Origin of the sequence: Mesorhizobium sp. WSM3879 (assembly GCF_002294915.1) — a bacterium.
GTDB lineage: Bacteria > Pseudomonadota > Alphaproteobacteria > Rhizobiales > Rhizobiaceae > Mesorhizobium.
This window is the reverse complement of sequence record NZ_NSFZ01000002.1, coordinates 1-19,889: the sequence shown is the minus strand read 5'-3', so window position 1 is coordinate 19,889 and position 19,889 is coordinate 1. Positions and strand designations below refer to the sequence as shown.

Annotated in this window: 19 protein-coding genes and 1 tRNA gene; 15 read left to right on the top strand and 5 right to left on the bottom strand. The window is 61.1% G+C overall.

All coding sequences use genetic code 11. From position 1 onward, the window contains the following. Positions 1-62: 62 nt before the first annotated feature. From cpaB to CK218_RS03610, 9 genes are read left to right on the top strand one after another with little or no spacing between them, the layout of a single operon-like run. The gene (gene cpaB, locus CK218_RS03650; RefSeq protein ID WP_095826898.1) at positions 63-1,091 is read left to right on the top strand and encodes a Flp pilus assembly protein CpaB; all 1,029 of its coding nucleotides are present in this window, start codon (positions 63-65) and stop codon (positions 1,089-1,091) included. A gap of 55 nt (positions 1,092-1,146) precedes the next feature. Further along, positions 1,147-2,589: a type II and III secretion system protein family protein gene (locus CK218_RS03645; RefSeq protein WP_095827204.1), complete on the top strand. Its 1,443-nt coding sequence runs from the start codon at positions 1,147-1,149 to the stop codon at positions 2,587-2,589. Then, a complete protein-coding gene (locus CK218_RS03640) occupies positions 2,576-2,863 on the top strand; it encodes a hypothetical protein (protein ID WP_095826897.1) in 288 nt (95 codons plus the stop codon). Before CK218_RS03645 ends, CK218_RS03640 begins: the two co-directional genes overlap by 14 nt. Next, positions 2,838-4,454, top strand: coding sequence for a pilus assembly protein TadG-related protein (locus tag CK218_RS03635; protein WP_095826896.1), 1,617 nt, complete (start codon positions 2,838-2,840; stop codon positions 4,452-4,454). The genes CK218_RS03640 and CK218_RS03635 overlap by 26 nt, the downstream gene beginning before the upstream one ends. Before the next feature lie 5 nt (positions 4,455-4,459). Continuing rightward, positions 4,460-4,957: a TadE/TadG family type IV pilus assembly protein gene (locus CK218_RS03630; protein ID WP_095826895.1), complete on the top strand. Its 498-nt coding sequence runs from the start codon at positions 4,460-4,462 to the stop codon at positions 4,955-4,957. Continuing rightward, positions 4,951-5,586, top strand: coding sequence for a TadE/TadG family type IV pilus assembly protein (locus CK218_RS03625; protein WP_095826894.1), 636 nt, complete (start codon positions 4,951-4,953; stop codon positions 5,584-5,586). The genes CK218_RS03630 and CK218_RS03625 overlap by 7 nt, the downstream gene beginning before the upstream one ends. Next, positions 5,583-6,746, top strand: coding sequence for an AAA family ATPase (locus tag CK218_RS03620; protein ID WP_095802502.1), 1,164 nt, complete (start codon positions 5,583-5,585; stop codon positions 6,744-6,746). Before CK218_RS03625 ends, CK218_RS03620 begins: the two co-directional genes overlap by 4 nt. Before the next feature lie 55 nt (positions 6,747-6,801). Then, entirely contained in the window at positions 6,802-7,365 is a 564-nt protein-coding gene (locus CK218_RS03615) for a L,D-transpeptidase (protein WP_095826893.1), read from the top strand. Beyond that, entirely contained in the window at positions 7,362-7,907 is a 546-nt protein-coding gene (locus CK218_RS03610) for a hypothetical protein (protein WP_095826892.1), read from the top strand. Before CK218_RS03615 ends, CK218_RS03610 begins: the two co-directional genes overlap by 4 nt. A 43-nt stretch (positions 7,908-7,950) precedes the next feature. Here CK218_RS03610 and CK218_RS03605 read toward each other — a convergent pair whose 3' ends face one another. Then, positions 7,951-8,487, bottom strand: a complete 537-nt coding sequence (locus CK218_RS03605) for a hypothetical protein (RefSeq protein WP_095826891.1) — start codon at positions 8,485-8,487, stop codon at positions 7,951-7,953. A 129-nt stretch (positions 8,488-8,616) separates the two neighbouring features. Here CK218_RS03605 and CK218_RS03600 point away from each other — a divergent pair, with 129 nt between their 5' ends. Then, on the top strand, positions 8,617-9,318 hold the full coding sequence (locus tag CK218_RS03600) for a thermonuclease family protein (protein WP_095826890.1): 702 nt from the start codon (positions 8,617-8,619) through the stop codon (positions 9,316-9,318). A gap of 256 nt (positions 9,319-9,574) precedes the next feature. After that, complete coding sequence (locus tag CK218_RS03595) at positions 9,575-10,321, top strand: GGDEF domain-containing protein (protein ID WP_245434873.1); 747 nt, start codon at positions 9,575-9,577, stop codon at positions 10,319-10,321. Between the two features lie 65 nt (positions 10,322-10,386). Here CK218_RS03595 and CK218_RS03590 read toward each other — a convergent pair whose 3' ends face one another. Together CK218_RS03590 and CK218_RS03585 are read right to left on the bottom strand one after the other, a co-directional pair. Next, entirely contained in the window at positions 10,387-11,817 is a 1,431-nt protein-coding gene (locus tag CK218_RS03590; protein WP_245307617.1) for an NAD-dependent succinate-semialdehyde dehydrogenase, read from the bottom strand. A gap of 380 nt (positions 11,818-12,197) precedes the next feature. Then, positions 12,198-12,272, bottom strand: a tRNA-Thr gene (locus tag CK218_RS03585). A gap of 1,383 nt (positions 12,273-13,655) precedes the next feature. Here CK218_RS03585 and CK218_RS03580 point away from each other — a divergent pair. From CK218_RS03580 to CK218_RS03570, 3 genes are all read left to right on the top strand, one after another. Then, complete coding sequence (locus CK218_RS03580) at positions 13,656-13,844, top strand: DUF3606 domain-containing protein (RefSeq protein WP_066998553.1); 189 nt, start codon at positions 13,656-13,658, stop codon at positions 13,842-13,844. Then, entirely contained in the window at positions 13,841-14,071 is a 231-nt protein-coding gene (locus CK218_RS03575) for a hypothetical protein (RefSeq protein WP_066998556.1), read from the top strand. The genes CK218_RS03580 and CK218_RS03575 overlap by 4 nt, the downstream gene beginning before the upstream one ends. Before the next feature lie 79 nt (positions 14,072-14,150). Beyond that, positions 14,151-15,155, top strand: a complete 1,005-nt coding sequence (locus CK218_RS03570; protein ID WP_348626997.1) for a manganese catalase family protein — start codon at positions 14,151-14,153, stop codon at positions 15,153-15,155. Between the two features lie 1,058 nt (positions 15,156-16,213). Here the strand turns inward: CK218_RS03570 and CK218_RS03560 are convergent. Together CK218_RS03560 and CK218_RS03550 are read right to left on the bottom strand one after the other, a co-directional pair. After that, a complete protein-coding gene (locus CK218_RS03560) occupies positions 16,214-16,357 on the bottom strand; it encodes a DUF768 domain-containing protein (protein ID WP_082980574.1) in 144 nt (47 codons plus the stop codon). Positions 16,358-17,219: 862 nt separating this feature from the next. Continuing rightward, positions 17,220-17,441 (bottom strand): DUF768 domain-containing protein, encoded by a 222-nt coding sequence (locus CK218_RS03550; protein ID WP_066998571.1) that lies wholly within the window; start codon positions 17,439-17,441, stop codon positions 17,220-17,222. 468 nt (positions 17,442-17,909) lie between these two features. Here CK218_RS03550 and ligD point away from each other — a divergent pair, with 468 nt between their 5' ends. Continuing rightward, positions 17,910-19,745, top strand: a complete 1,836-nt coding sequence (ligD, locus tag CK218_RS03545; RefSeq protein ID WP_095826888.1) for a DNA ligase D — start codon at positions 17,910-17,912, stop codon at positions 19,743-19,745. Positions 19,746-19,889 lie beyond the last annotated feature (144 nt).

Sequence of the window (19,889 nt, the reverse complement as noted above, 5' to 3'; positions counted from 1 at the left end):
ATCCGGGCCTGAACTTAATGGTGGCGGGACCTATCCCGCTCATTGGCTCGGGGCTTGGGGTTATGCGCGCCAACACAATCGTCATGATCGTTCTCGCCGGCATCTTCGGTGTGCTGGCGGTCGTCCTCGTCAACATTTGGCTCGCGGGCCAGCGCAATGCGCTTGCGCAATCCAACGGCGTGCAAGCAGGCAGCATTGTGGTCGCGGCAATGCCGCTGAAATTCGGCGACACGCTGAGCGTCGATAAGTTGCGCGAAATTGCGTGGCCGGCCGGAGCGGTGCCGGCGGGAGCCTTCAAGACAGTAAAAGAGGCCCTGGCCGGCAACGGGAGCCGTCAGGCCCTGCAGCCGATCAGCGTCAACGAGCCGATTCTGGCCAGCAAGATCACGGGCGCCGGACAGCGCGCAACGCTGTCAGCCGTACTCGCTGAAGGAATGAAAGCCGTTTCCATTCGCGTGAACGACGTGCTGGGCGTTGCAGGATTTGTCTTCCCTGGTGATCGGGTGGATATTCTGCTCACTCGCACCGTGCGCAGCGATCAAGGCGCCGACAAAAGTTTTGTGGACGTGCTGCTGCAAAGCGTGAAAGTGCTTGCCGTCGACCAGGTTGCCGACGAGAGCAAGGAAAATCCGCAAGTGGTGAAAGCGGTTACTGTGGAAGTGAGCACCAAGGATGCGCAGAAGCTGACTTTAGCGGCCGGCGCCGGCCAGCTGTCGCTGGCGCTTCGCCAAGTCGCGGGCAGCAAAGGCGAAACGACCGAACGTGTAACGCTGGCCGATTTGACCGGCGACACGCCGGACGATGTGGCCAAGCGTCAGGCCGAGCTTGACAGGCAGGCCGCGGAGGAAGCCGCACGCAAGCAGGCCGACGAGAAGATGGACGGCCTCGCCAAAGCAGTGGAGCGCGTCGGCAGTCAACTCGATCAGATGAGCAAGGTGAAACCGGCCCCCGCTGTGGCGCCCGCGCCACAAGCTAAGGAAGTTGTAAAGGAAGTGGTCAAATATGTGCAGCCGGAGCCTCCCGCCCGCGCTACAATCGGCGTGTTTCGCGGCGTGAAGCTCGAAACATACGACGTACCGCGACAAAAATAGAAAACGGCGCATTCGGATAGGGGATCCGAGTGAGTCTGTAAGGGGGATGATCCAGATGCGCATTTTCCGGGGATCACTGGCCGCGGCTGCACTGGCCTGGTCCTGGGCATTGTTGCCGTTGAGCCCAATGGCTCACGCGGCTGACCGCTTCATCGATGTGTCGAGCCCGTCGCTGCACCGCGTGTTCGTGCCCGTTTCCCAATCCGCCACGATCCAGGTCAATGCCACGCTTGGCGATATTGTCGTCGGCGACGAAAAGATCGCCGACGCCCAGCCGATGACCGACAAGACGCTCTACATCATCGGCAAGAGCGTGGGCACCACCACCGTCAACCTGTTTTCCGAAGACAAGCGCTCGCTCGGCGCCATCCAGATCGAGGTCGGCCAGGATGTCAGCGACATGGCGGCCGCGATCCGCCAGGTGGCGCCGAAAGCTCGCATCGAAATCGGCTCGATCAACGGCAAGATTCGACTGAGCGGCCATGTCAAGGACGCCGCGACGCTGGCCTCCATCGTTGAAGTGACGCAGCAATATGGTCCTGACGCCATTATCAACGCCGTCACCATCGACGACAGCGAGCAGGTAAATCTCTCGGTGCGCATTCTGGAAGCCAAACGCAACGCAGACCGCGATCTCGGGGTGTCGATCAGGAGCACAAATGGGAGCGGTACGACGCGGACGGGCACCGGCATCGCGGCTGTCGACAAGGACAATGTAGTGCTCGGCCCCGGAGATCTGGTCACCGGGCTTTTATCGACCTCGAATCCCTTCGGCGCGCTGATCACCCGCGTCATCGACAGCAACATCAAAGTGGACTTAATCATCGAGGCGCTGGAGTCGAAGGGAGTCGTGCGTACGCTGGCCGAACCAAACCTCACCACGGCTTCTGGTGAAACCGCGAGCTTCAACGCCGGCGGCGAGGTGCCAATCCGTACCGTCCTCAATGACGCGGTGAGAATCGAATTCAAGCAGTTCGGCGTCAATCTGAACTTCACGCCTGTCGTGCTCGATGACGGCAAGATCCATATGAAGCTGGCGCCGGAAGTGAGCGACCTGACCGGCTTCACTCCTGCCGGCGATCCGATCTTCACCAATCGCAAGCTGCAGACCACGGTCGACCTGCGTGACGGCCAGAGCTTCGCGGTGGGTGGGCTGCTCTCCAGCAAGAACACCAGGCTGCAGGAACAGGTGCCCTGGCTCGGCCAGGTGCCGATCATCGGCGCGCTGTTCAAGAATTCGAGCACGCAGAAGGAAGAGACCGAACTGGTGATCATCGTCACGCCGCATATCGTGCGGCCAGTGAAGCCTGGTGAGCAACTGGCGACGCCTTTCGACAAGACGAAGCCCGCCAACGATCCGGAGCTGTTCCTGCTCGGCCAGCTCGAGGTCAGCAAGGACATGATCCGGAAGTACGAGCATGGCGACGGCGTCACTGGCCCTTACGGCCACATGCTGGATGTGAAATCGAAGGACAAGCTGGTCTATGTCAAGAAATAAGCTCCTGCTCGTCCTTCTCGGCTCCAGCCTGCTTGTGGGCTGCGCGGCGGACTATCTGAACAATTACGACACGATGACGCTGGCTGCGGGAGACTCGCAGAAAGCCAACCAGTTGCTGCAGACGGTTGATCCCTACAACCCGGCTTCCAACAATACCAAGATCGAAGGCAATGGGGCGCGGTCCGTCGGCGTCGTTCAGAGATACAAGTTCCCGCCAGCGCCGGCGCCAACGACAAACATGACGGTGAATGTCGGCCCGTCCGGCACGCAGTGAATTTAAGGAGAAGGATGCGGTGCGTCAGGCGAGCGAGGCGCCTGGCACGAATGGAACAGAGAGTAAGATCATGTTGAGGACCATTCGTGAATTCTGGAACGATCAACGCGGCATAGCGATGATCCTGGTCGCCATCATGCTGCCGGTGCTTGTCGGCTTTGCATTGGTGACTATCGACATGAGCCGGGCCACCGGACTGCATAACGACCTGCAGAAAGGTGTGGACGCGCTGGCCCTTGCCGCAGCGGCGGAGCTCGACGGCAGATCGGATAGCATCACCAGGGCCAATAGGGCCGTCACCAATCTCCTCGCCAACAGAACGCTATTTTCGACAGCTGGCGATCACCAACTCGCCCTGGCCGACGTAACGGTAACCTATTTGACTGGAATACCTGCCAGCGACGACACGCGACTAGGCGCCGCCGGTGTCGATTCGAACGGCGTGAACTGGGCCAGCACTGATCCAAAGGCTGTGTCATTCGCGGAAGTGACGGTGAACCCCTCCGGCCTCACTGACGGCGCGGGTGCCTTCGCGACGATTTTTCCAGCAAGTTTTAATGGTGGCAGCGACACCATGGATATCGATCCGCAGGCGGTGGCCGGCTTCACCCAGTCCATCTGCGAAACCGTGCCGATCTTCATGTGCAACCCGTTTGAGACGGCCACACCCGCAACCAGCAAGACGATCCAGCAAGCGTTCGCATCGGGCGATACCTACAGCCGCGAGTTTCGCATTCTTAAAGTGGACTCAAACCCCGGTCCTGGCAACTTTGGGCTGATCGACAACAACCTGACTTCGGTGCGAGACGCAATCGCAATGGGCACAGCGGGCACCTGCTATCAGCGCGACAAGCTGACAACGAAGACAGGGGTTACCTTGGGCCAGGTGAATGCTGGGCTGAATGTCCGCTTCGACATCTACAGCAGCTCATTGAGCAAGTACAATAAGGACTGGAACTATCGCCCCGCAAGCAACGTGCGCAAAGGTGCCGATAAGACCAGCAATTGCAATAAGTTCACGGCGGCCACCGACGGCTCGGCAATGGGTCTCCCCCCCGGTACCAATTACAACAGCTCAACGGGGATGAGTGATCCAATCAGCGCCCAAAGCTTTTGGAGCACCTACTGGAGCATAAACCACAACGGCGCCGCCTATCCTTCGATCCCGAGCGCGAGCTACCCGACCGGCGATACGACTCATCCCGCGTCTCGCTACGACGTCTACAAATACGAGATTTCTCACAGTCTTGTCGGCGACAAGTCGCCGAGCCCGTCCAAGGAGAGCGGCACTCCATCATGTTTCAAGGGTGACACGCCTACTGCCGATCCTGACCGACGCTTGCTGAACATGGCGATTGTCGACTGCATCGCGAACCAGTCCAAGATAAATGGGCACATCCAGCTCAAGCCGGATGGATATGCAAGCATTTTTGTGAACAGTCCTGTGCAAAAGCAAGACAACACGAAAAGCGACGAAGACTCCACCGCTGCCGAAAAGCCCATTAGCCTTGAAATCGTCGACGTCGACGGTCCGCTAGGAAACGGCACTCTCGACAAGGCTCTCCGGAACGAAGCACAACTCTACCGGTGAGTCTCATGACCAAGTTCGGCCACATCACCCAACTGTTCCGCCGCGACGAGGACGGCACAGCTTTGGTCGAAATGGCGATCGTCGCACCTTTCGTGCTTTTGTTGTCAGCCGGCGTGTTCGAGTTCTCCAATATCTTGAACACGCGTCTGCTTCTCGAGGCCGGCGTCGAGGATGCGGCTCGCTACATGGCGCGCTGCAGCACCGATTGGGACACTTGCAAGGGTCTGGCGCAAAAGCTCGCGGCCTATGGCGCGGTCGACGGCACCAGCGCCAGGGTAACTGGTTGGCTTCCGGCACAAGTCACAATTGCAAAGACATCCATTGCGGCGACCGATACGACCACCACACCCCCTACCCAGATCTATCTCAGCAGCAAGAGCACCGTCGATGTGGTGACGGTCAGCACGTCGTATACGTATCCCGATCTCGGATTCTGGTCCTATCTCGGCTTTGGTGATTTCACTCTCAGCGTGGCCCATCAGGAGCGTGTCTTCGGATGGTGACGCCGCGCAACCCGTTTTGGAGCTGCCAGTCCGGGGCGGCGATGATCGAAGCCGCTATCGCAATGCCGCTGCTGTTGACCCTGCTTCTTGGCTTCGTCGACTTCGGCTATGCTTTCTATCAATGGAACGCGGCAAACAAGGCGGTGCAGGCGGGCGCTCGGCTGGCGCAGATTTCCACTCCCGTTGCCAGCGGACTCTCATCCGAGACGCTGACGCAAAGCGACGTAACCAAAGTCGGTACCGCAGTGGCGGCAAATACTTACAACTACATCTGCACCGCCAATAGCGCAGGGGTTGCTTCCTGTACTTGCGGAGCAGGTGCTACCTGTCAAAATCTGAATGTGAGCCAGGCGGCCTTCGATCTGATCTTCAGCGGCAGCAGCACCCGTGCCGGGATGCAGACATACTTGCCGCTGCTCAAGAAATCCGAAGTCAGGATACAATATCAGGCATCCGGTCTGGGCTATTGGACACGACCAGGCGGACCGGTGCCGACGATCACGGTCAGCATCGTCAACCATCAATTCCAGTTCTTCTTTCTGGGCGGTCTGCTCGGGTTCGGCAATATGACCATGCCTTCCATGCTGAGTACAGTAACGGGTGAAGATTTAAAGAGTACATCGCCATGAACGCCATCGACACCAGAGTCCTGCCGACGAAACGCAAGCAGGTGGCGCTGTTTTCGTCCGATGCGAATTTCAGGCACGACGTGACCACGCGGCTCGACGCGCTGGCGATCTACGACGTCAGGGTTTCGGAAGCGGTCGAGTTCCTCAAGGGGCCGCCGGTCGATGCGCGGCCGGGCATCATCATCCTCGATCTCGGCGATGGCGAACTGCTCGGCAACAATGCGCTCGTCGAGGCGCGCTCGGCCTGGGCTTCGGTGCCGCTGATCGCGGTCTCGGGCGAGCTGACGTCGGAGCAGACGCGGGTGCTGGTGCGCATGAATGCGTCGGACTGGCTGCACAAGCCGCTCGACCCCAAGGAGCTGCTCAACGCCGTCACCTTCCACGACACCGGCAACCAGGGCACCAAGAGCCGGATCGTCACTTTCATTGCCGCCAGCGGCGGCGCCGGCGCGACCACGCTGGCGATCTCGGCGGCCGAGCACCTCGCCTCGAAATCGGCCGAGCGGGCGGCCTCGACCTGCCTTGTCGACCTCGACTTCCAGAGCGCCAATTGCGGCGCCTATCTCAACCAGTTCAACCAGTTCGACCTTGCCGGCATCATCGGCCAGCCCGAGCGGCTCGATGTCGAGCTGATGGATGTCATCAAGCTGTCGCGGCCGTCCGGCCTCACGCTCTATTCCTTCGAGCGGCCGCAATTGCCGTTCGAGCCGCGCGGCGCGGATTTCGTCTTCCGCCTGCTCGACCTCGTCGCCTACCGCTTCGACGACATCGTCATCGACCTGCCCAACATCGAGACGCCGTGGCACGAGTCGGTGCTGCGTACCAGCGACGAGATCTTCATCGTCTTCGAGCTCAATGTCGCCTCGCTCAGGCAGGGCAAGCGGCTTTATAAGAAGATCCGCGAATTGCGCGGCAACGGCGTCTCGATCACACTGGTCGCCAACAAGCACAAGCGCAAATGGTTCGGCAACCACTTCTCGCGCAGCGAACTGGAGAAGATCTTCAAGGCGCCGCATATCAAATCGCTGGTGCTCGACAACGCGCTGCTGGCCGATGCGCTGAACCGCGCCATCCTGCCCTCCGAGGTGGACGGGCGGGCCCGCTTCAACAAGGACCTGAAGCGCATGTTCAAGGAGCGGCTGGACAATGCCCAGCGCTAGAGCGACTCCAGGAGATCCGCGCAGCGGTTTTCCATCAGGATTTGCGAGAAAGCAAATGCGGCGGATAGCGACAGGCTTCGCCGGTGCCTGCCTGATCGGCATCGCCCTAGCGGCGCCTTGCGATCTCGCGGAAGCCGGGTCGGGGCTGCCGCCGCTTCCCGCCATGGGCCCCAGCCTGCGCAAGACGGTCGCCTTCCAGACCGGCGAGCAGCCGGGAACCATTATCATCCGCAAAAGCGAGAAGGCGCTCTATCTGGTGACGAACAAGAGCCGGGCGCTGCGCTACCAGATCAGCGTCGGCCGCGACGGCTTCGGCTGGACCGGAACCGTCAAGGTCGCAGCCAAGACCGAATGGCCGGAATGGCGCCCGCCCAAAGAAATGCGCGTCCGCCAGCCGGAGCTGCCGGCGATGGTGCCCGCCGGTCCCTACAATCCGCTTGGCGCCAGGGCGCTCTATCTGTCGCGCGACGGCCGCGACACGCTCTATCGCATCCATGGCACCAACGATCCCAAAGGTGTCGGCTTCGACGGCACGTCCGGATGTTTTCGGCTGACGAACACGGATGTGATAGATCTCTTCAAGCGCGTCGCGGTGGGCGCAAAGGTGGTGGTTGAATGACGATGATCAGCGAGCCGGATATTCCGGCAATCGAACTCAGCGAACAGGAAAAGGCGCCGGGCAGGCCGAGCCGGGCGAGAACCATCGGCGTGGTCGCGGCCGGCGCGGTCCTCGTCACCGCCATCAACGTCACCGCCGCCTTCTATCTCTATCGCGGCGTCAACGACCTTCGGGCATTGGAGGCGCGGCTGGACCAGCTCGGCCAGTTCGAGCAGAGGATCGGCGCGCGCATCGATACCGTCAACAACGGCTTCCAGAGCCGGTTCGAGACACTGGACCGGCAGCTGCAGGCGAGCTTCGGCCAGATAAACGGCAATCTTGCCCGGCTTGAGCAGGGCCAGCCCGTCGCCGCCGACGCCGAGCCGCCGCGGGCGCCAGAGCCCAGTTTCGCCAACACGACCGTGGCCGAGGCCTCGGCAGGTGAAAACCCCTCCGTCGGCGCGCCGGGATTCAAGGGCAAGGCCGCGCCGCCCGGACCCAATCCGTCCTATCAGCGCATCCAGCAGGCCGACGGCAAAGTCTACTATAAGAAGATCAACTGACGCGGCATCGGGCGATAGCGGAAGGCATTCCGATCAGCGGGGTCTACAGATCACGCTGCAGCGCCAGGATGCGGAGGGCGCGGGCTTCGGCGCGCAGCCTCACCTCGCGCAGGAAGGCGACATGGCAATAGGCGCAGGCCGCAAGGCCAAGGCACAGCACCATGCAGTTTTTCAAGCTGAAGTCGATCGCCAGCGAGAATTGAAAGCCGCGCGGCGCCGTGAAGTTGGCGATCGTGCTCGCCGTTTCCGAACGGCTGCCGGCCGCTATCATCAGACCGGCGAACATCAGCGCGCCATGGTTGGCGAGGAAAAAGCCGGCGGATCTCTTGGCATGGCAAGCCATCCAGCAGACGCCTGACGCAACGACGATGACGGCGGCATCGGTGGCCATCGAGCCGCCGAGATAGAAGTCCACCTGCTGCCAGAACATCGTCGAGAAGGGGCGCAGCTCGAGCCAGATGCGCCACATGGCCGGGCTGGCCGAATAGGTTCCGAGCAGAAACGTCGCCGTCCGTTCCGCCGCCAGCAGGAACAGCATGAAAGCCGGGAAGGCAAAGAGCAGTGTCGGCTTGCGCGTCATGTCATCCCCTCCAGATCCGATGCTCGATTGTAGGCCGCATTGGTTGCGCGAGACTTAACGCAAAGCCTTGCTTTTCAAGCGATGTCATCGGCGCCTAATGTATGATCCGGTGACACGACGAGGCGCGCTTTGGGCGAGGCGAAATCGACCGGCCGGCTTGCCACGACGCTCGGCAGCCTCGGGCTGGTCGCCGGCGCGCTGCTGGTCGCCGCATCGGGGCACTGGTTGCCGCCGGACCTCCCCTCCCCGCCCGCCCAGGTCGCGAGCGAAGCCCGACCTGCCTCTCGCATCGCCGTCCATGACACGCGGCCAGGCCAGCCGGCGCGCAGGATAGCCGAGCACCTCATCGCGCCGCCGCCGCTCGACGTGGCGGGAATCGAGCGCATCGAGCCCCGCCCTCCGCTCGGCGAGCTCGGCCTCGCCGTGCCGCCGAAGACGCCGATGCCGCAGGACTGGCATGAGACGCTGCTTTATCGCCCGATCGCCACCTCGTCGGCGATCTTCGAGGCCATGGGGCGCAGGGTGATCGTCAGCGGGACCATCGAGGTCGATCCCGCCAAAACCTGCGCGTTCGGCGACGTCATCTGGCCCTGCGGGCAGCGCGCCCGCGCCGCCTTCAATGCCTGGCTGCGCGGCCGGGCGCTCAAATGCGTCCTGCCGCCCGATGCCGACCGTTTTGCCATCGCCGCGCCGTGCATGCTCGGCAAACAGGATGTCGGCGCCTGGCTGGTTGCCAATGGCTGGGCAATGGCGTCCGCCTCGGGCATCTACGGCAAAGCCGAATCCGTCGCCAGGGCTGCCGAGATGGGCATCTTCGGTCCGCCGCAATAGGCCATTCCCGGAAAGGCGCGCAACGGCCTTCCCTGCCCGGCATTGCGTAAAAACGGAATGGTTAAGGCAGCTCAGCGATCCTACCAAACGCTCACCCGGTTTCAGCGACCGAATCACATCGAAGCGAGAACCGGGCCGCAGCCGCCGACGATATCCAAGGAGAAAGACACTGATTTCCTTCAAATTGTAGGCCTCGCTGAAACGGAAATCGTAACACACCGCCTTTAAGCCAATGCGTCCAACAGGAGATTGGCCAGTGAGCATAAAAAACGAGACCGCGCCGGCAGGGGCCTGGAAGCATGTCGTCTGGCTGTCGCTCCTGGGCACCGCCGGCTGCGTCGGCCTGTCGCTTGGCCTCAACTATCTGCTGCTGCTCAGCGATGCGTTGACGCCGTTCGGCCGCAGCGTCATCACGGCCGCCCTTCTGCCCATCATCATCGGTCTGCCGCTTTTTGCCTTGCTCGGCTGGAGAGAGGTCGAGATCCGCCGCTACCGGCAGGAGCTCACCAGATCCGGCACCTACGACCATCTGACCGGCTGCCTCAACGGAGCCGTGTTCACGTCGATGGTCGACAGGCGAGCCGCCAGACCGGCCGGGCCGCGCTCCGGCGCTTTTCTCGTCATCCATCCGGAGCATCTATCGGCGATCAATTTGCGCTTCGGCCTCGAATGGGGCGACGAAGCCTTGCGGCTGATCGCCACCGCCATCAGGTCCTCGGTGCGCAAGGAGGATCTGATCGGCCGCATCGGAACGGCGATGTTCGGTGTTTTCCTCGCGGGCGCGACCGAGGAGGACGCCAAAGAGATCGGCAAGCGCGTCCGGGAAGCGGTCGGGCAGATCTATTTCGCGCCGAAAGGCGACAAGGACGTGCTCGCCATCCGCGTCGGCGGTGTCGTCTTCGAACATGAATTGGCTTTCGAAGACATGTTCCGCTCGGCCGAGGAAGGATTGTCCGAGTTGCAGGACGAGACCGGCTTTCACCTGTCCCATTTCAACAACTGAGCGGCGCGACCAGCGGCCAACCCCGCCGACAACCTGGCGGGAGCTGCGGTTCAAATCCCTGCGTCTCAGATGCCGCCCATGCAGAGATATTTCATCTCAAGGTAGTCCTCGAGGCCGTGGCGGGACCCCTCCCGTCCGATGCCGGACTGCTTGACGCCACCGAAGGGTGCCGCTTCCGAGGACATGCGCCCGGTGTTGATGCCCACCATGCCGTATTCCAGGGCCTCCGCCACGCGCCAGACGCGCTTCAGGTTGGACGCATAGAAATAGGCGGCGAGGCCATAGATCGTGTCGTTGGCTTCACGCACGACCTGATCGCCATCCTCGAAACGGATGACGGGGGCCAACGGCCCGAATGTCTCCTCCCGCGCCACCGTCATGGCGCTGGAGACGTCGGTAAGGACCGTCGGCTGGAAAAACGTGCCGTCTCTGGCGATCCGGCCTCCGCCGCACCGGATCGCGCCGCCCTTTGCCACGGCATCGGCGATGTGGGATTCGATCTTGGCGAGCGCCCGCCTGTCGATCAGCGGGCCGATGGCGACGCCGGGATCGAAACCGTCACCGACCTGAAGCTCGCCGACCCGCCGCACGAATTTGTCGACGAACTCATCATGAACGTCCGATTGGACGTAAAGTCGGTTCGCCGAAACGCAAGTCTGGCCGGCATTGCGGAACTTCGCCTGGACCGCCCCATCCACGGCGGCATCGATGTCGGCGTCGTCGAAGACGATGAAAGGCGCATTGCCGCCGAGCTCGAGACTGACCTTCTTGATCTGGTCCGAGCACTGGCGCATGAGCAGGCGTCCGACCTCGGTCGAGCCGGTAAAACTGATCTTGCGCACTTTGGGATTGTGGCAGAGCTCGCACCCCACCGCGGCACCCTCCGAGGCATAAATGAGATTTACAACACCATCGGGAAAGCCGGCCTCGGCGGCAAGCGCGAACATGGCACCTGCAACAAGCGGCGTCTGTTCGGCAGGCTTAAGCACAATGGCGCAGCCTGCCGCCAGCGCCGGTGAGATCTTGCGCGCCACCATCGATGCGGGAAAGTTCCATGGTGTGATGGTGCCGACGACGCCGATCGGCTGCTTGATCACCAGCATGCGGCGGTCCGTCGACGGTGCCGAGATCGTCTCGCCATAGATGCGATTGGCCTCCTCGGCATACCATTGCAGATACGCCGCCGCATGCGAGACTTCCGATCTGGCTTCGGCGAGCGGCTTGCCCATCTCCGCGGTGAGGATCGCCGCGAGATCGTCGGTGTGGGTGACGATCAGTTGATGCCACTGCCACAGCATTTCGCTGCGCTCCCGGGCCGTCAGCCCCGCCCATTCGGCCTGTGCGGCATAGGCCTTGTCGATCGCCGCGCGCGTCTCCGCAATCCCCATGTCGGGAAGTTCCGCCAGCAATTCGCCCGTCGATGGATTGAAGACCTCGAACGTGCTCCCGCCAACCGGCGTGCCAAGCGCCGGCACACGGTCGATAGCGCCGAACAGGTCAGGGGATTTCAGGTGGCGCAGGATCGGCAGGCACAGGGGCAATACCAGTCTCCTCGTTCAAAGGCTGACCTTGCAGAAGGCCAAGATGTATTCCGCACGTCCGCGCCTCTCAAGGACTGAGCGTGATCGTTGGAGCTTCTTGGCCTTGGGTCTCCCAGCTTTAACCGTTCTTGCGGTCTTCGCCACGGGAATACCGACCTTTCCGTCCAGCGGAAAATCATCAAATTGGAGGGGCGCGTTGTCGAAGGTAATAGACGCCGGTCGTCTTCCATCGCCCAGGGTCTAGACAGTCTCGAGCTAACACCACCCCTGTGTACCAGACAGGCGCCGAAAAAACCAAGAAAGTCAGATAGCTATTCCCAATCAAAGGGATAGGCTGGTGCTGCGAGAGAGGATTGAACTCTCGACCTCTCCCTTACCAAGGGAGTGCTCTACCACTGAGCTACCGCAGCAACGGGCGTCTGAATAACCGCAGACGCCTTGAATTGCAAGGCGTAGCGGCCCCCTTTCACACCCTGCGCCGTTTTGGCTCGATGTTGCCAATGTGGTTCCAAACGGGCTCGGCACGTGCTCCAGCCTACACCAGCTGGCCGAGAGCTACACCGTTTTTGTTGCCGGATCGTTGCCATTCTGGATGCGAATTGGAATAGAGCCCCGTACAGAGGTTTCTCGCACCACCAGGCGATGGCAATCGTTTCGAAGATCGCCCTACCCCGATCACCGACGGGTAGCGGGTGGCACCGACACCGCCTGAAGGCGCCGAGATCTCGCGCTGGCGCGGCCGGATCTGCTCCTGGAGCCTAAGCCCGTTGCTGACCCGGTTAACAGGCCAGGTTGAACTCTGGTTGCGTCGGGGCGGCTTGAAGCCCCCGTCGGTCAGTGAAGCCGGTTTGAGACAGTCAGAAAGAAACATAACCTCTTTGCCCTGTCTTCCGTTTCGGACCGAATAGCTCGACTTCTATCGCCCGGAGGACCACGGAACACTTCGCGATTCGATAGTCGAGCTGGATCCTACAATCCCGTGGGTTGTCTCCTACGACAACGAGCCGGCGATCCGCGAGCTGTACGCTGGCCACCAAATGCTAGAGTACGACTTGAGTGATGACGATGGCAATCGAGACAGCCCGCTGTGACGGACATGCCCGCGTTGATCAGCTCCTGAAGCGTCCAGCCGTTACCCATGCCTGGCCATATAGGCCTCGAGGATAGAGAGCACCAGAACGGCAAGAGCCCGCTCGTGGGAGGGTCGAGCGGGCTCGTTGCTTTTTATTAGACGGCTCGGATAGAACTGGGACACCAACCGCGCCGTCGAATCCATAACCGCTTACCCGTCGCGATGTTCCCTATTCAGACAGAGAGGAAAGACGGAGCGGGCCTAGCTCAGGACAGGAGGACCCGGCCTGTCGCGGGGTGGGCTGGGGACGTGGAGAGCAGGCCGGGCCTCTTACCCCGTTACGAGCCGGGGCAGACACACATTATGCGCCCTTTGCAGCGACCCACATTAACATTTTCTAAGACTTAGCTAATAAAGAGCCCGGCAAACAGCCTCAGGGGTGCGCCGCCTGCAGGCGTCGGGGCCCATTGGGCTGGCAAGGCCGGGCTTCGCCCCGTTTGGCAGGGCAAGTCTGCATGATGCGCCTTTCGCCGGCTGGCACTTGGCCTACCTTAATCAAAAGCCCGTCGCGGCTAATCAGCGTAAGCGACGGGCTTCATGTTGCCACCTGACGGCAACACCCAAGGGGATCGACCTGCCGATTTGGCGCGCCCGCAAGCGGATAGGAGGAACATTCTCGCCTCGTCCGTCTTTCCTTAGGCCAGAGAGGAGGAACGGAACCATGGCGGACGACAAAAGCAAACGCGATGCGCGCGATCGCGACCGTGTGTCGGGGGATCAGGAGTATGAGGTCGGCTACTTCGCCAGCAAGTTCGGACTCTCGATCCCTCAGGTCCGCGAGCTGATCGCCAGGCATGGAAATGACCGCGAGACCCTAGAGCGTGAGGCAAAGGCGCTAGGCACTCGATGAGCCGCTACTTCTTCGACACGTTCAACGGCTCAGCTCACGTGACCGATGAAACCGGCGCGGAACTGGATGACATGCAGGCGGTAAGGCGGGAGGCCTCGACGGCATTGGCCGAGATGGCGGCCGAGATTGTTCCGATCGAAGACCGGCTCGAACTCTTCGTCGATGTTCGGGATGAAGCGGGTGCCCGGGTTCTTAAAGCTCGTGCGATCTTCGAAATGTTCGAGTGAACTGGCTGCATGCTCAAGGCGTGACGCTCGCCGCCTCTCGCGCCAAGGTATGGCATCGCGGTGTCAAGGAACATTCCTGATGCAAAGTGGTTCGGACGTATCCCAACCCTGGAGAACCCTCATGTTCATGCACAATAAGCGACTGCAATACACCGTCCGTGTGTCGGAGCCGAATCCGAAACTGGCATGCATGATAATGGAGCAATTCGGCGGAGCCGATGGCGAGTTGGCCGCCGCTATGCGCTATTTCACCCAAGGGCTGGGCGAGGATGATGTCGGCCGGAAAGACATGTTGCTCGACATTGCGACCGAAGAACTAAGCCACCTCGAGGTGGTCGGATCTATTGTCACAATGCTGAACAAGGGGCTCAAGGCGCAGCTTGCCGAGGGGCAAATGAAGGAAGCTGAGCTGTATTTGATGGTTGGCGCCAGCGGCACAACGGCCAAGGAGTCAATCCTGTTTGGCGGCGGACCCGCATTGTGCGACTCGGCCGGCGTGCCTTGGACCGCCGCCTATATCGATTCTCGCGGCGAACCAACGGTGGACCTGCGCTCCAACATCGCGGCCGAAGCTCGTGCCAAGGTCGTTTACGAGCGACTGATCAACATCACCGATGATCCCGGCATCAAGGATGCCCTCGGCTTTCTGATGACGCGCGAAGTCGCCCACCAGAAGTCCTTCGAGAAAGCGCTGTACGCGATAGAGAACAACTTCCCGACGGGCAAACTACCGGGCATCGAGAAATATGCCAGCATGTACGTCAACACCTCGCAGGGCGAAGGAGACGCCACGGGACCCTGGAATTCGGGAGGCGAATGGGACCGCATCGACAATCTCGAAGAGGTGATGCCTGCCGACGGCGGCGACGGGATGGCGAGTGTCAAGCTAAATGCCAAGGACAAGAAAGTCGCGGCCAATATGGCGGAGCGGACACTCTCGGACCCGGCTTCCGATCCGATGACGGGCGCCGACCTTGGAGCAGGACCGGGGGCCGGCCGCACCAAGAATGGTGACATGGGCGGCGCCGCCAACATCCAGGAGGCGCCGGCGCGGGCAGCGGCCGCCACTCGCAAAACCAGGTAGCCTTTGCATGGAGCCTCAAGAACGTCGCCGAACAGGGCGGTTCCCTGGTTCGCGATTAGAGGAACCGGGACCAGCCAAAGGCGTGCGATGCTTTCCGTGAAAGGACCTCGCCGACTAGCCGGGCAGTGATCGGTGCGAGCGTGAGCCCGAGGTGACCGTGGCCGAAAGCATTAGTGCACGAAGCTCTTGCGCCGCGACCACATTGATTGAAAGAGCCTGCCGGTGTGAGGGCTCTTTTTTGTCGGACCTTCTCTGAGGCGCGTAGCCGTTCCAATTGGGGCCGACCTGAGGCTTAGCCGATAAAGCCGCCGAGCTAGACAAGCGTTCAGCCATAGCCAGCGTTTGACTTTTCCCACGCGAATGATCCGAGGCCGCAGGCGCGCTACGCTCTCCGTCGCTTAGAAAGCGCTCGTAGCAGGTCAGCTTCGTCGGTGATGCCATCATCAAAAGCTTGGAGGATTTCCCTAGCCAAACATTCCCGCTGTTCGCGATCCTTCTTGGCCAGTCGTCGCTCGTCGCACAACCGGTTAAACACCCGCTGGAGCATGTCCAGATCAGCGGGCCCGTAGACGCCACCGCAACGCGACAATGACATGACCGCCGCCCTCGGCGAGGCATCTGCCATTATCTCACAAAACGGTCCCGTTGTGGAACGGATTCAGGCCTCAGCGATTAACCAAATGAGCGGTCGGTTCCTTCAGGAATGTAGCCGTCTCAGTGGCAACCTAAAAAGCCCGTCGCTTACGCTATTAGCTGCGGCGGGCTGTTCATTAGCTACTACTAAAAAGGCGGATGCCTACCACTGAACGGTGGCGCATAATGCAGCTCTGCCCCGCCGTGGTTAGCACGGGGTAAGAGCCCGGCCTGTGCGCCAAGGTCTCCTCGACTCCTCGGCAGGCCGGGCACTCCATGTCTAGGCTACATCGTGCCGCGGCGCCGACATGCCGTTATTTTTACGGGGCCAAATCATGACATGTTGAGCCAGGGCCGATCGCAACGCAGTTTGCTGATTCTATGGCAACCCGCCAAGCCGCCCCCACGGTGCTGCATCGCCTCGCTCACAAGGCGAAAACGCTGTCGACCTCCTCATGTATCTCTTTGGGCGCGATGCCCTGACGCCCGGCAGAGGCAAGGAGTTCAACGACAAGATCGGCAATGGCCCCTGGGTCGTCGGTGCTCACGTTTGGCAGATGGTCTGCCATTCATCGGTCCAGAAATTCCAAAGCGCGCGCGCTCATGCGGTGGAAAAGCCGGCCGCGATCTTAGGTTCCTTGTTCGGCAGCATCACATGCAAGCGCCCGCTCGTGAGGACGAACGGGGCTCCGGGGTCTCGCGCAACCCATCGGCGCGCCTCGGGATGAATCGCGCCGCGGAACCAAACCTGCCGACGTGCGGAAGGTTCCCGATGCGACCGAAGTCGGAGCAACTGACGCTTTGGTCCCAACGCTGAAACTAAATCCTCGCCATTGCATTGGATGGAGCCGGCGAGGAAATGCGTCACCTTCCCTCGTCGGCAGCCGCTAGATCGATGCCCGCCATCCCGTTGCCTGGGGTGACGGGCATCGTCTTTTGACCCGCGCTCTTCGGGTCGCCGCTTCGTCCAGGAACTAAGCTTCCTGGATCTCTGTTCAGATACGGGATGAATAGAGCAGAGGTTGCACATGAAGGTTTATCGCGTGGAAGAGATGGATGGGGACATCGTTGTGAGTAGTCGTACCGTCAGTGCAAATACTCCATGGGTGGCAGCCGAAACGGCCACGGGCAGGGAGGTCACGAACGTACCCGGTGACGAACAGCGCTGGATCCGGGTCACGCATGAGGCAGACGGGGTTGTTAACAGGTACGCGTTCAAATGACCTGGCGAGCCGCTCCGATTGCAGTTTACCCATCAGTTGAAGCTGAGCCGACCCGGCCTGCGAGCGGGGAAGTCGGGGAGCGACTAGAGCGGGGCAGGCCGGGCCTCTTACCCCGTGTTGCGAGCCAGGGCAGGTCGGCATTTATGCGCCGCCTTTGCAGCGGCCGACATTAACATTTCCTAAGTCAACGCATCGCTCCACAGGAGCCTCAGGCCGCCAAGCCGCCTTCTCGGTTCTGCATCGCATCGAGGATCACTTCGAAGACTGTGCCAACCTCCTCGCTGATCTCGTCGGGGCTAATGCCTTCTCGCTCAGCAGCTTTCAGGGCCTCTTCGACGAGGTAAACGATGGCCATTGAATCGTCCGTGATCGCATTCGGCAGGTGATCCGCCATCCACCGGTCTAAGAAATTGATCCCGCGCGTGGTCATGGCGAGAGAAGCCGGAAGGCGGCTTTAGGTTCCTTCTTCGCTGATGCTCTGCAAGGCACCCTGCCGTAGCTTTGGCTGTTCCTAAGATGGCGGACCCAGGCTGTTATGCTGCCCGGTTTCACCCATTCAACCGTCGGGTCGATGATGGGCGCGGGGGCATCGGCGGGAGGCGCCACTCTGGTGTTCTGCACGAGCTGATGCAGGCGATCGCGGAGCTGCTTCCGAAGCGTGATGGGCGGTCCGCATACTTGCCGTCTAGGGCAACGATACCGCTGCGGGCTTGCAGGCAGGCACACGGACTCAGCAATAATGGAGACAAGCTCAACCCCCCGGAACGAAACCAAAGAAGCAATCGCGCGTTGGACGCGATTAAGCCACTTCGTCTTGGGTTTGGGGCGCGTGAGAGTGGTGAAGCCAACGTCGCGTAAGGCAATCCCTGGGTCGAGCGCTCCTCAAGCGAAGTCGCATATGCGTGACCAAACCAATTCATCGCTGCCCACTTTTCGGCCCGTCCAGCTCGCAACGCTCGTAGATACCGTCCCTGCCGGCGACCGCTGGATCCACGAAATGAAATACGATGGCTACCGCATTCTCGTTGGTGTCGGCAGTGGGGAAGCGCGTGCCTACACGCGCTCTGGTCTGGACTGGTCGCAGCGTTTTCCTTCCGTTCTTTCGGAAGCCCGCAAGCTCAAGGTCCGCTCCGCTCTGATCGACGGCGAGGCCGTCGTTGTCGATGCGAACGGAAGATCAAACTTCCAGGCACTTCAGAACGCATTAAAGGGTGCGCCAGCCACTATCGATTTTTATGCCTTCGATCTCCTTGAGCTCGATGGCGAAGATCTCACGAGGCGCCCGCTCCTTGAACGCAAGGAGAAGCTCCAGGCAATTTTGCCCGCGAAGAACGCGATCCTTCGCTATTCCGATCATATCCTCGGTCGCGGAGAAGAGCTGCTCGAACGCTTTTGCGCAGCCGGTCTCGAGGGAGTTGTTTCGAAGCTCGCCGATTCGCACTATGTGGCAGCCCGCAGCGGAAGCTGGCTCAAGATCAAGTGCATCAAGCGGCAGGAATTCGTAATTGTCGGCTGGACGCCGTCCGACAAGGTCCGCGCCTTCCGGTCATTGATTCTGGGGGTGCATGACGGCGGCAAGCTACGTTATGCCGGGAAAGTCGGCACCGGCTTCGATACAGCTGAACTCTTCCGTCTCATGAAGATCATGGCACCGCTCGAGCAGAAGGCCGCGACCGTCGAGGCGCCGCGAGCCGAAGTTCGCGGAGCACATTGGCTTTACCCCAAGCTGGTCGCGGAGATTGCCTTCACCGAGATGACCAAGGAAGGAACGCTGAGACATCCGAGCTACCTCGGTCTACGCGAAGACAAGAAGCCGGAGGCGGTCGTTCTGGAGACGGAACGTCGGACGGCCAATCTGACCACGTCGCGGGCGCACACCATCGCCATCAGCAACCGTGACCGCGTGATCTATCCGGAGTCCAATATCACAAAGGGCCAGCTCGCCGACCACTACGCGGCCGTCGCGGAGATCATGCTTCCCTGGGTCGGCAATCGGCCGATCAGTCTGGTTCGGTGCCCCCAGGGCCGGGCCAAGAAGTGCTTTTTCCAGAAGCATGATGCCGGGAGCTTTGGCGACAAAGTCCACCAAGTGGGTATCACGGAAAAAGACGGCCACGAGGAGCCATATCTTTATGTCGACGATGCCAATGGGCTGATGACCTGCGTCCAGATGGGAACGATCGAGCTGCATGGGTGGGGATCTCGGATCGAGGATGTCGAAAAGCCCGACCGCCTCGTGTTCGACCTCGACCCCGATGAGGGTCTCGATTTCGAAGCGGTCCGCGCGGCTGCTTTCCAGTTTCGTGATATTCTGAAATCGTTGGGACTTACGACCTTCCCGATGCTGACGGGAGGCAAAGGGGTGCATGTGATCGCGCCCCTGACCCCTCAGGCCGAGTGGCCGCAAGTGAAAGACTTCGCGTCTCGCCTCGCTCAAGCGGTCGCGCAGAGCGATCCCGCCCACTTTACGGCCGCGCTGTCAAAGGCGCGCCGGAAGGGTCGCATCTTTGTGGACTATTTGCGCAACCAGCGCGGGGCGACCGCGATCATGCCTTACAGCGCAAGGTCCCGACCGGGCGCTCCGGTCGCGGCGCCGATCACCTGGGCGGAGATGAAGACGATTGATGCGCCCTCGCATTTTCACGTCGGCGACGCTCCTGAATTGAAGAAACGCGCAGCCTACAAAGCTCTGGCGGGATGGGGTCGCGCCGACCAATCGTTGCCGAATCTGTAACGCCCCGGTCCGGGAAAACGGCAGCAAGCATGGAGTTCTTCGCTGCCCCTGCCTGATTGGAACCTGGGGAGATTGGCCCCGTTTGCCTCGACAATGTCAAAAGCCGATTCAAGGACCGTCGCCAGTCTCCTAAGGGAATACGCA

Excerpts from the sequence above, each read along its gene's own strand:
- cpaB (WP_095826898.1), top strand. The coding sequence starts at position 63 with ATGCGCGCCAACACAATCGTCATGATCGTTCTCGCCGGCATCTTCGGT.
- CK218_RS03645 (WP_095827204.1), top strand. The coding sequence starts at position 1,147 with ATGCGCATTTTCCGGGGATCACTGGCCGCGGCTGCACTGGCCTGGTCC.
- CK218_RS03640 (WP_095826897.1), top strand. The coding sequence starts at position 2,576 with ATGTCAAGAAATAAGCTCCTGCTCGTCCTTCTCGGCTCCAGCCTGCTT.
- CK218_RS03635 (WP_095826896.1), top strand. The coding sequence starts at position 2,838 with ATGTCGGCCCGTCCGGCACGCAGTGAATTTAAGGAGAAGGATGCGGTG.
- CK218_RS03630 (WP_095826895.1), top strand. The coding sequence starts at position 4,460 with ATGACCAAGTTCGGCCACATCACCCAACTGTTCCGCCGCGACGAGGAC.
- CK218_RS03625 (WP_095826894.1), top strand. The coding sequence starts at position 4,951 with ATGGTGACGCCGCGCAACCCGTTTTGGAGCTGCCAGTCCGGGGCGGCG.
- CK218_RS03620 (WP_095802502.1), top strand. The coding sequence starts at position 5,583 with ATGAACGCCATCGACACCAGAGTCCTGCCGACGAAACGCAAGCAGGTG.
- CK218_RS03615 (WP_095826893.1), top strand. The coding sequence starts at position 6,802 with ATGCGGCGGATAGCGACAGGCTTCGCCGGTGCCTGCCTGATCGGCATC.
- CK218_RS03610 (WP_095826892.1), top strand. The coding sequence starts at position 7,362 with ATGACGATGATCAGCGAGCCGGATATTCCGGCAATCGAACTCAGCGAA.
- CK218_RS03605 (WP_095826891.1), bottom strand. The coding sequence starts at position 8,487 with ATGACGCGCAAGCCGACACTGCTCTTTGCCTTCCCGGCTTTCATGCTG.
- CK218_RS03580 (WP_066998553.1), top strand. The coding sequence starts at position 13,656 with ATGGCGGACGACAAAAGCAAACGCGATGCGCGCGATCGCGACCGTGTG.
- CK218_RS03575 (WP_066998556.1), top strand. The coding sequence starts at position 13,841 with ATGAGCCGCTACTTCTTCGACACGTTCAACGGCTCAGCTCACGTGACC.
- CK218_RS03570 (WP_348626997.1), top strand. The coding sequence starts at position 14,151 with ATGCAAAGTGGTTCGGACGTATCCCAACCCTGGAGAACCCTCATGTTC.
- CK218_RS03560 (WP_082980574.1), bottom strand. The coding sequence starts at position 16,357 with ATGGCAGACCATCTGCCAAACGTGAGCACCGACGACCCAGGGGCCATT.
- CK218_RS03550 (WP_066998571.1), bottom strand. The coding sequence starts at position 17,441 with ATGACCACGCGCGGGATCAATTTCTTAGACCGGTGGATGGCGGATCAC.
- ligD (WP_095826888.1), top strand. The coding sequence starts at position 17,910 with ATGCGTGACCAAACCAATTCATCGCTGCCCACTTTTCGGCCCGTCCAG.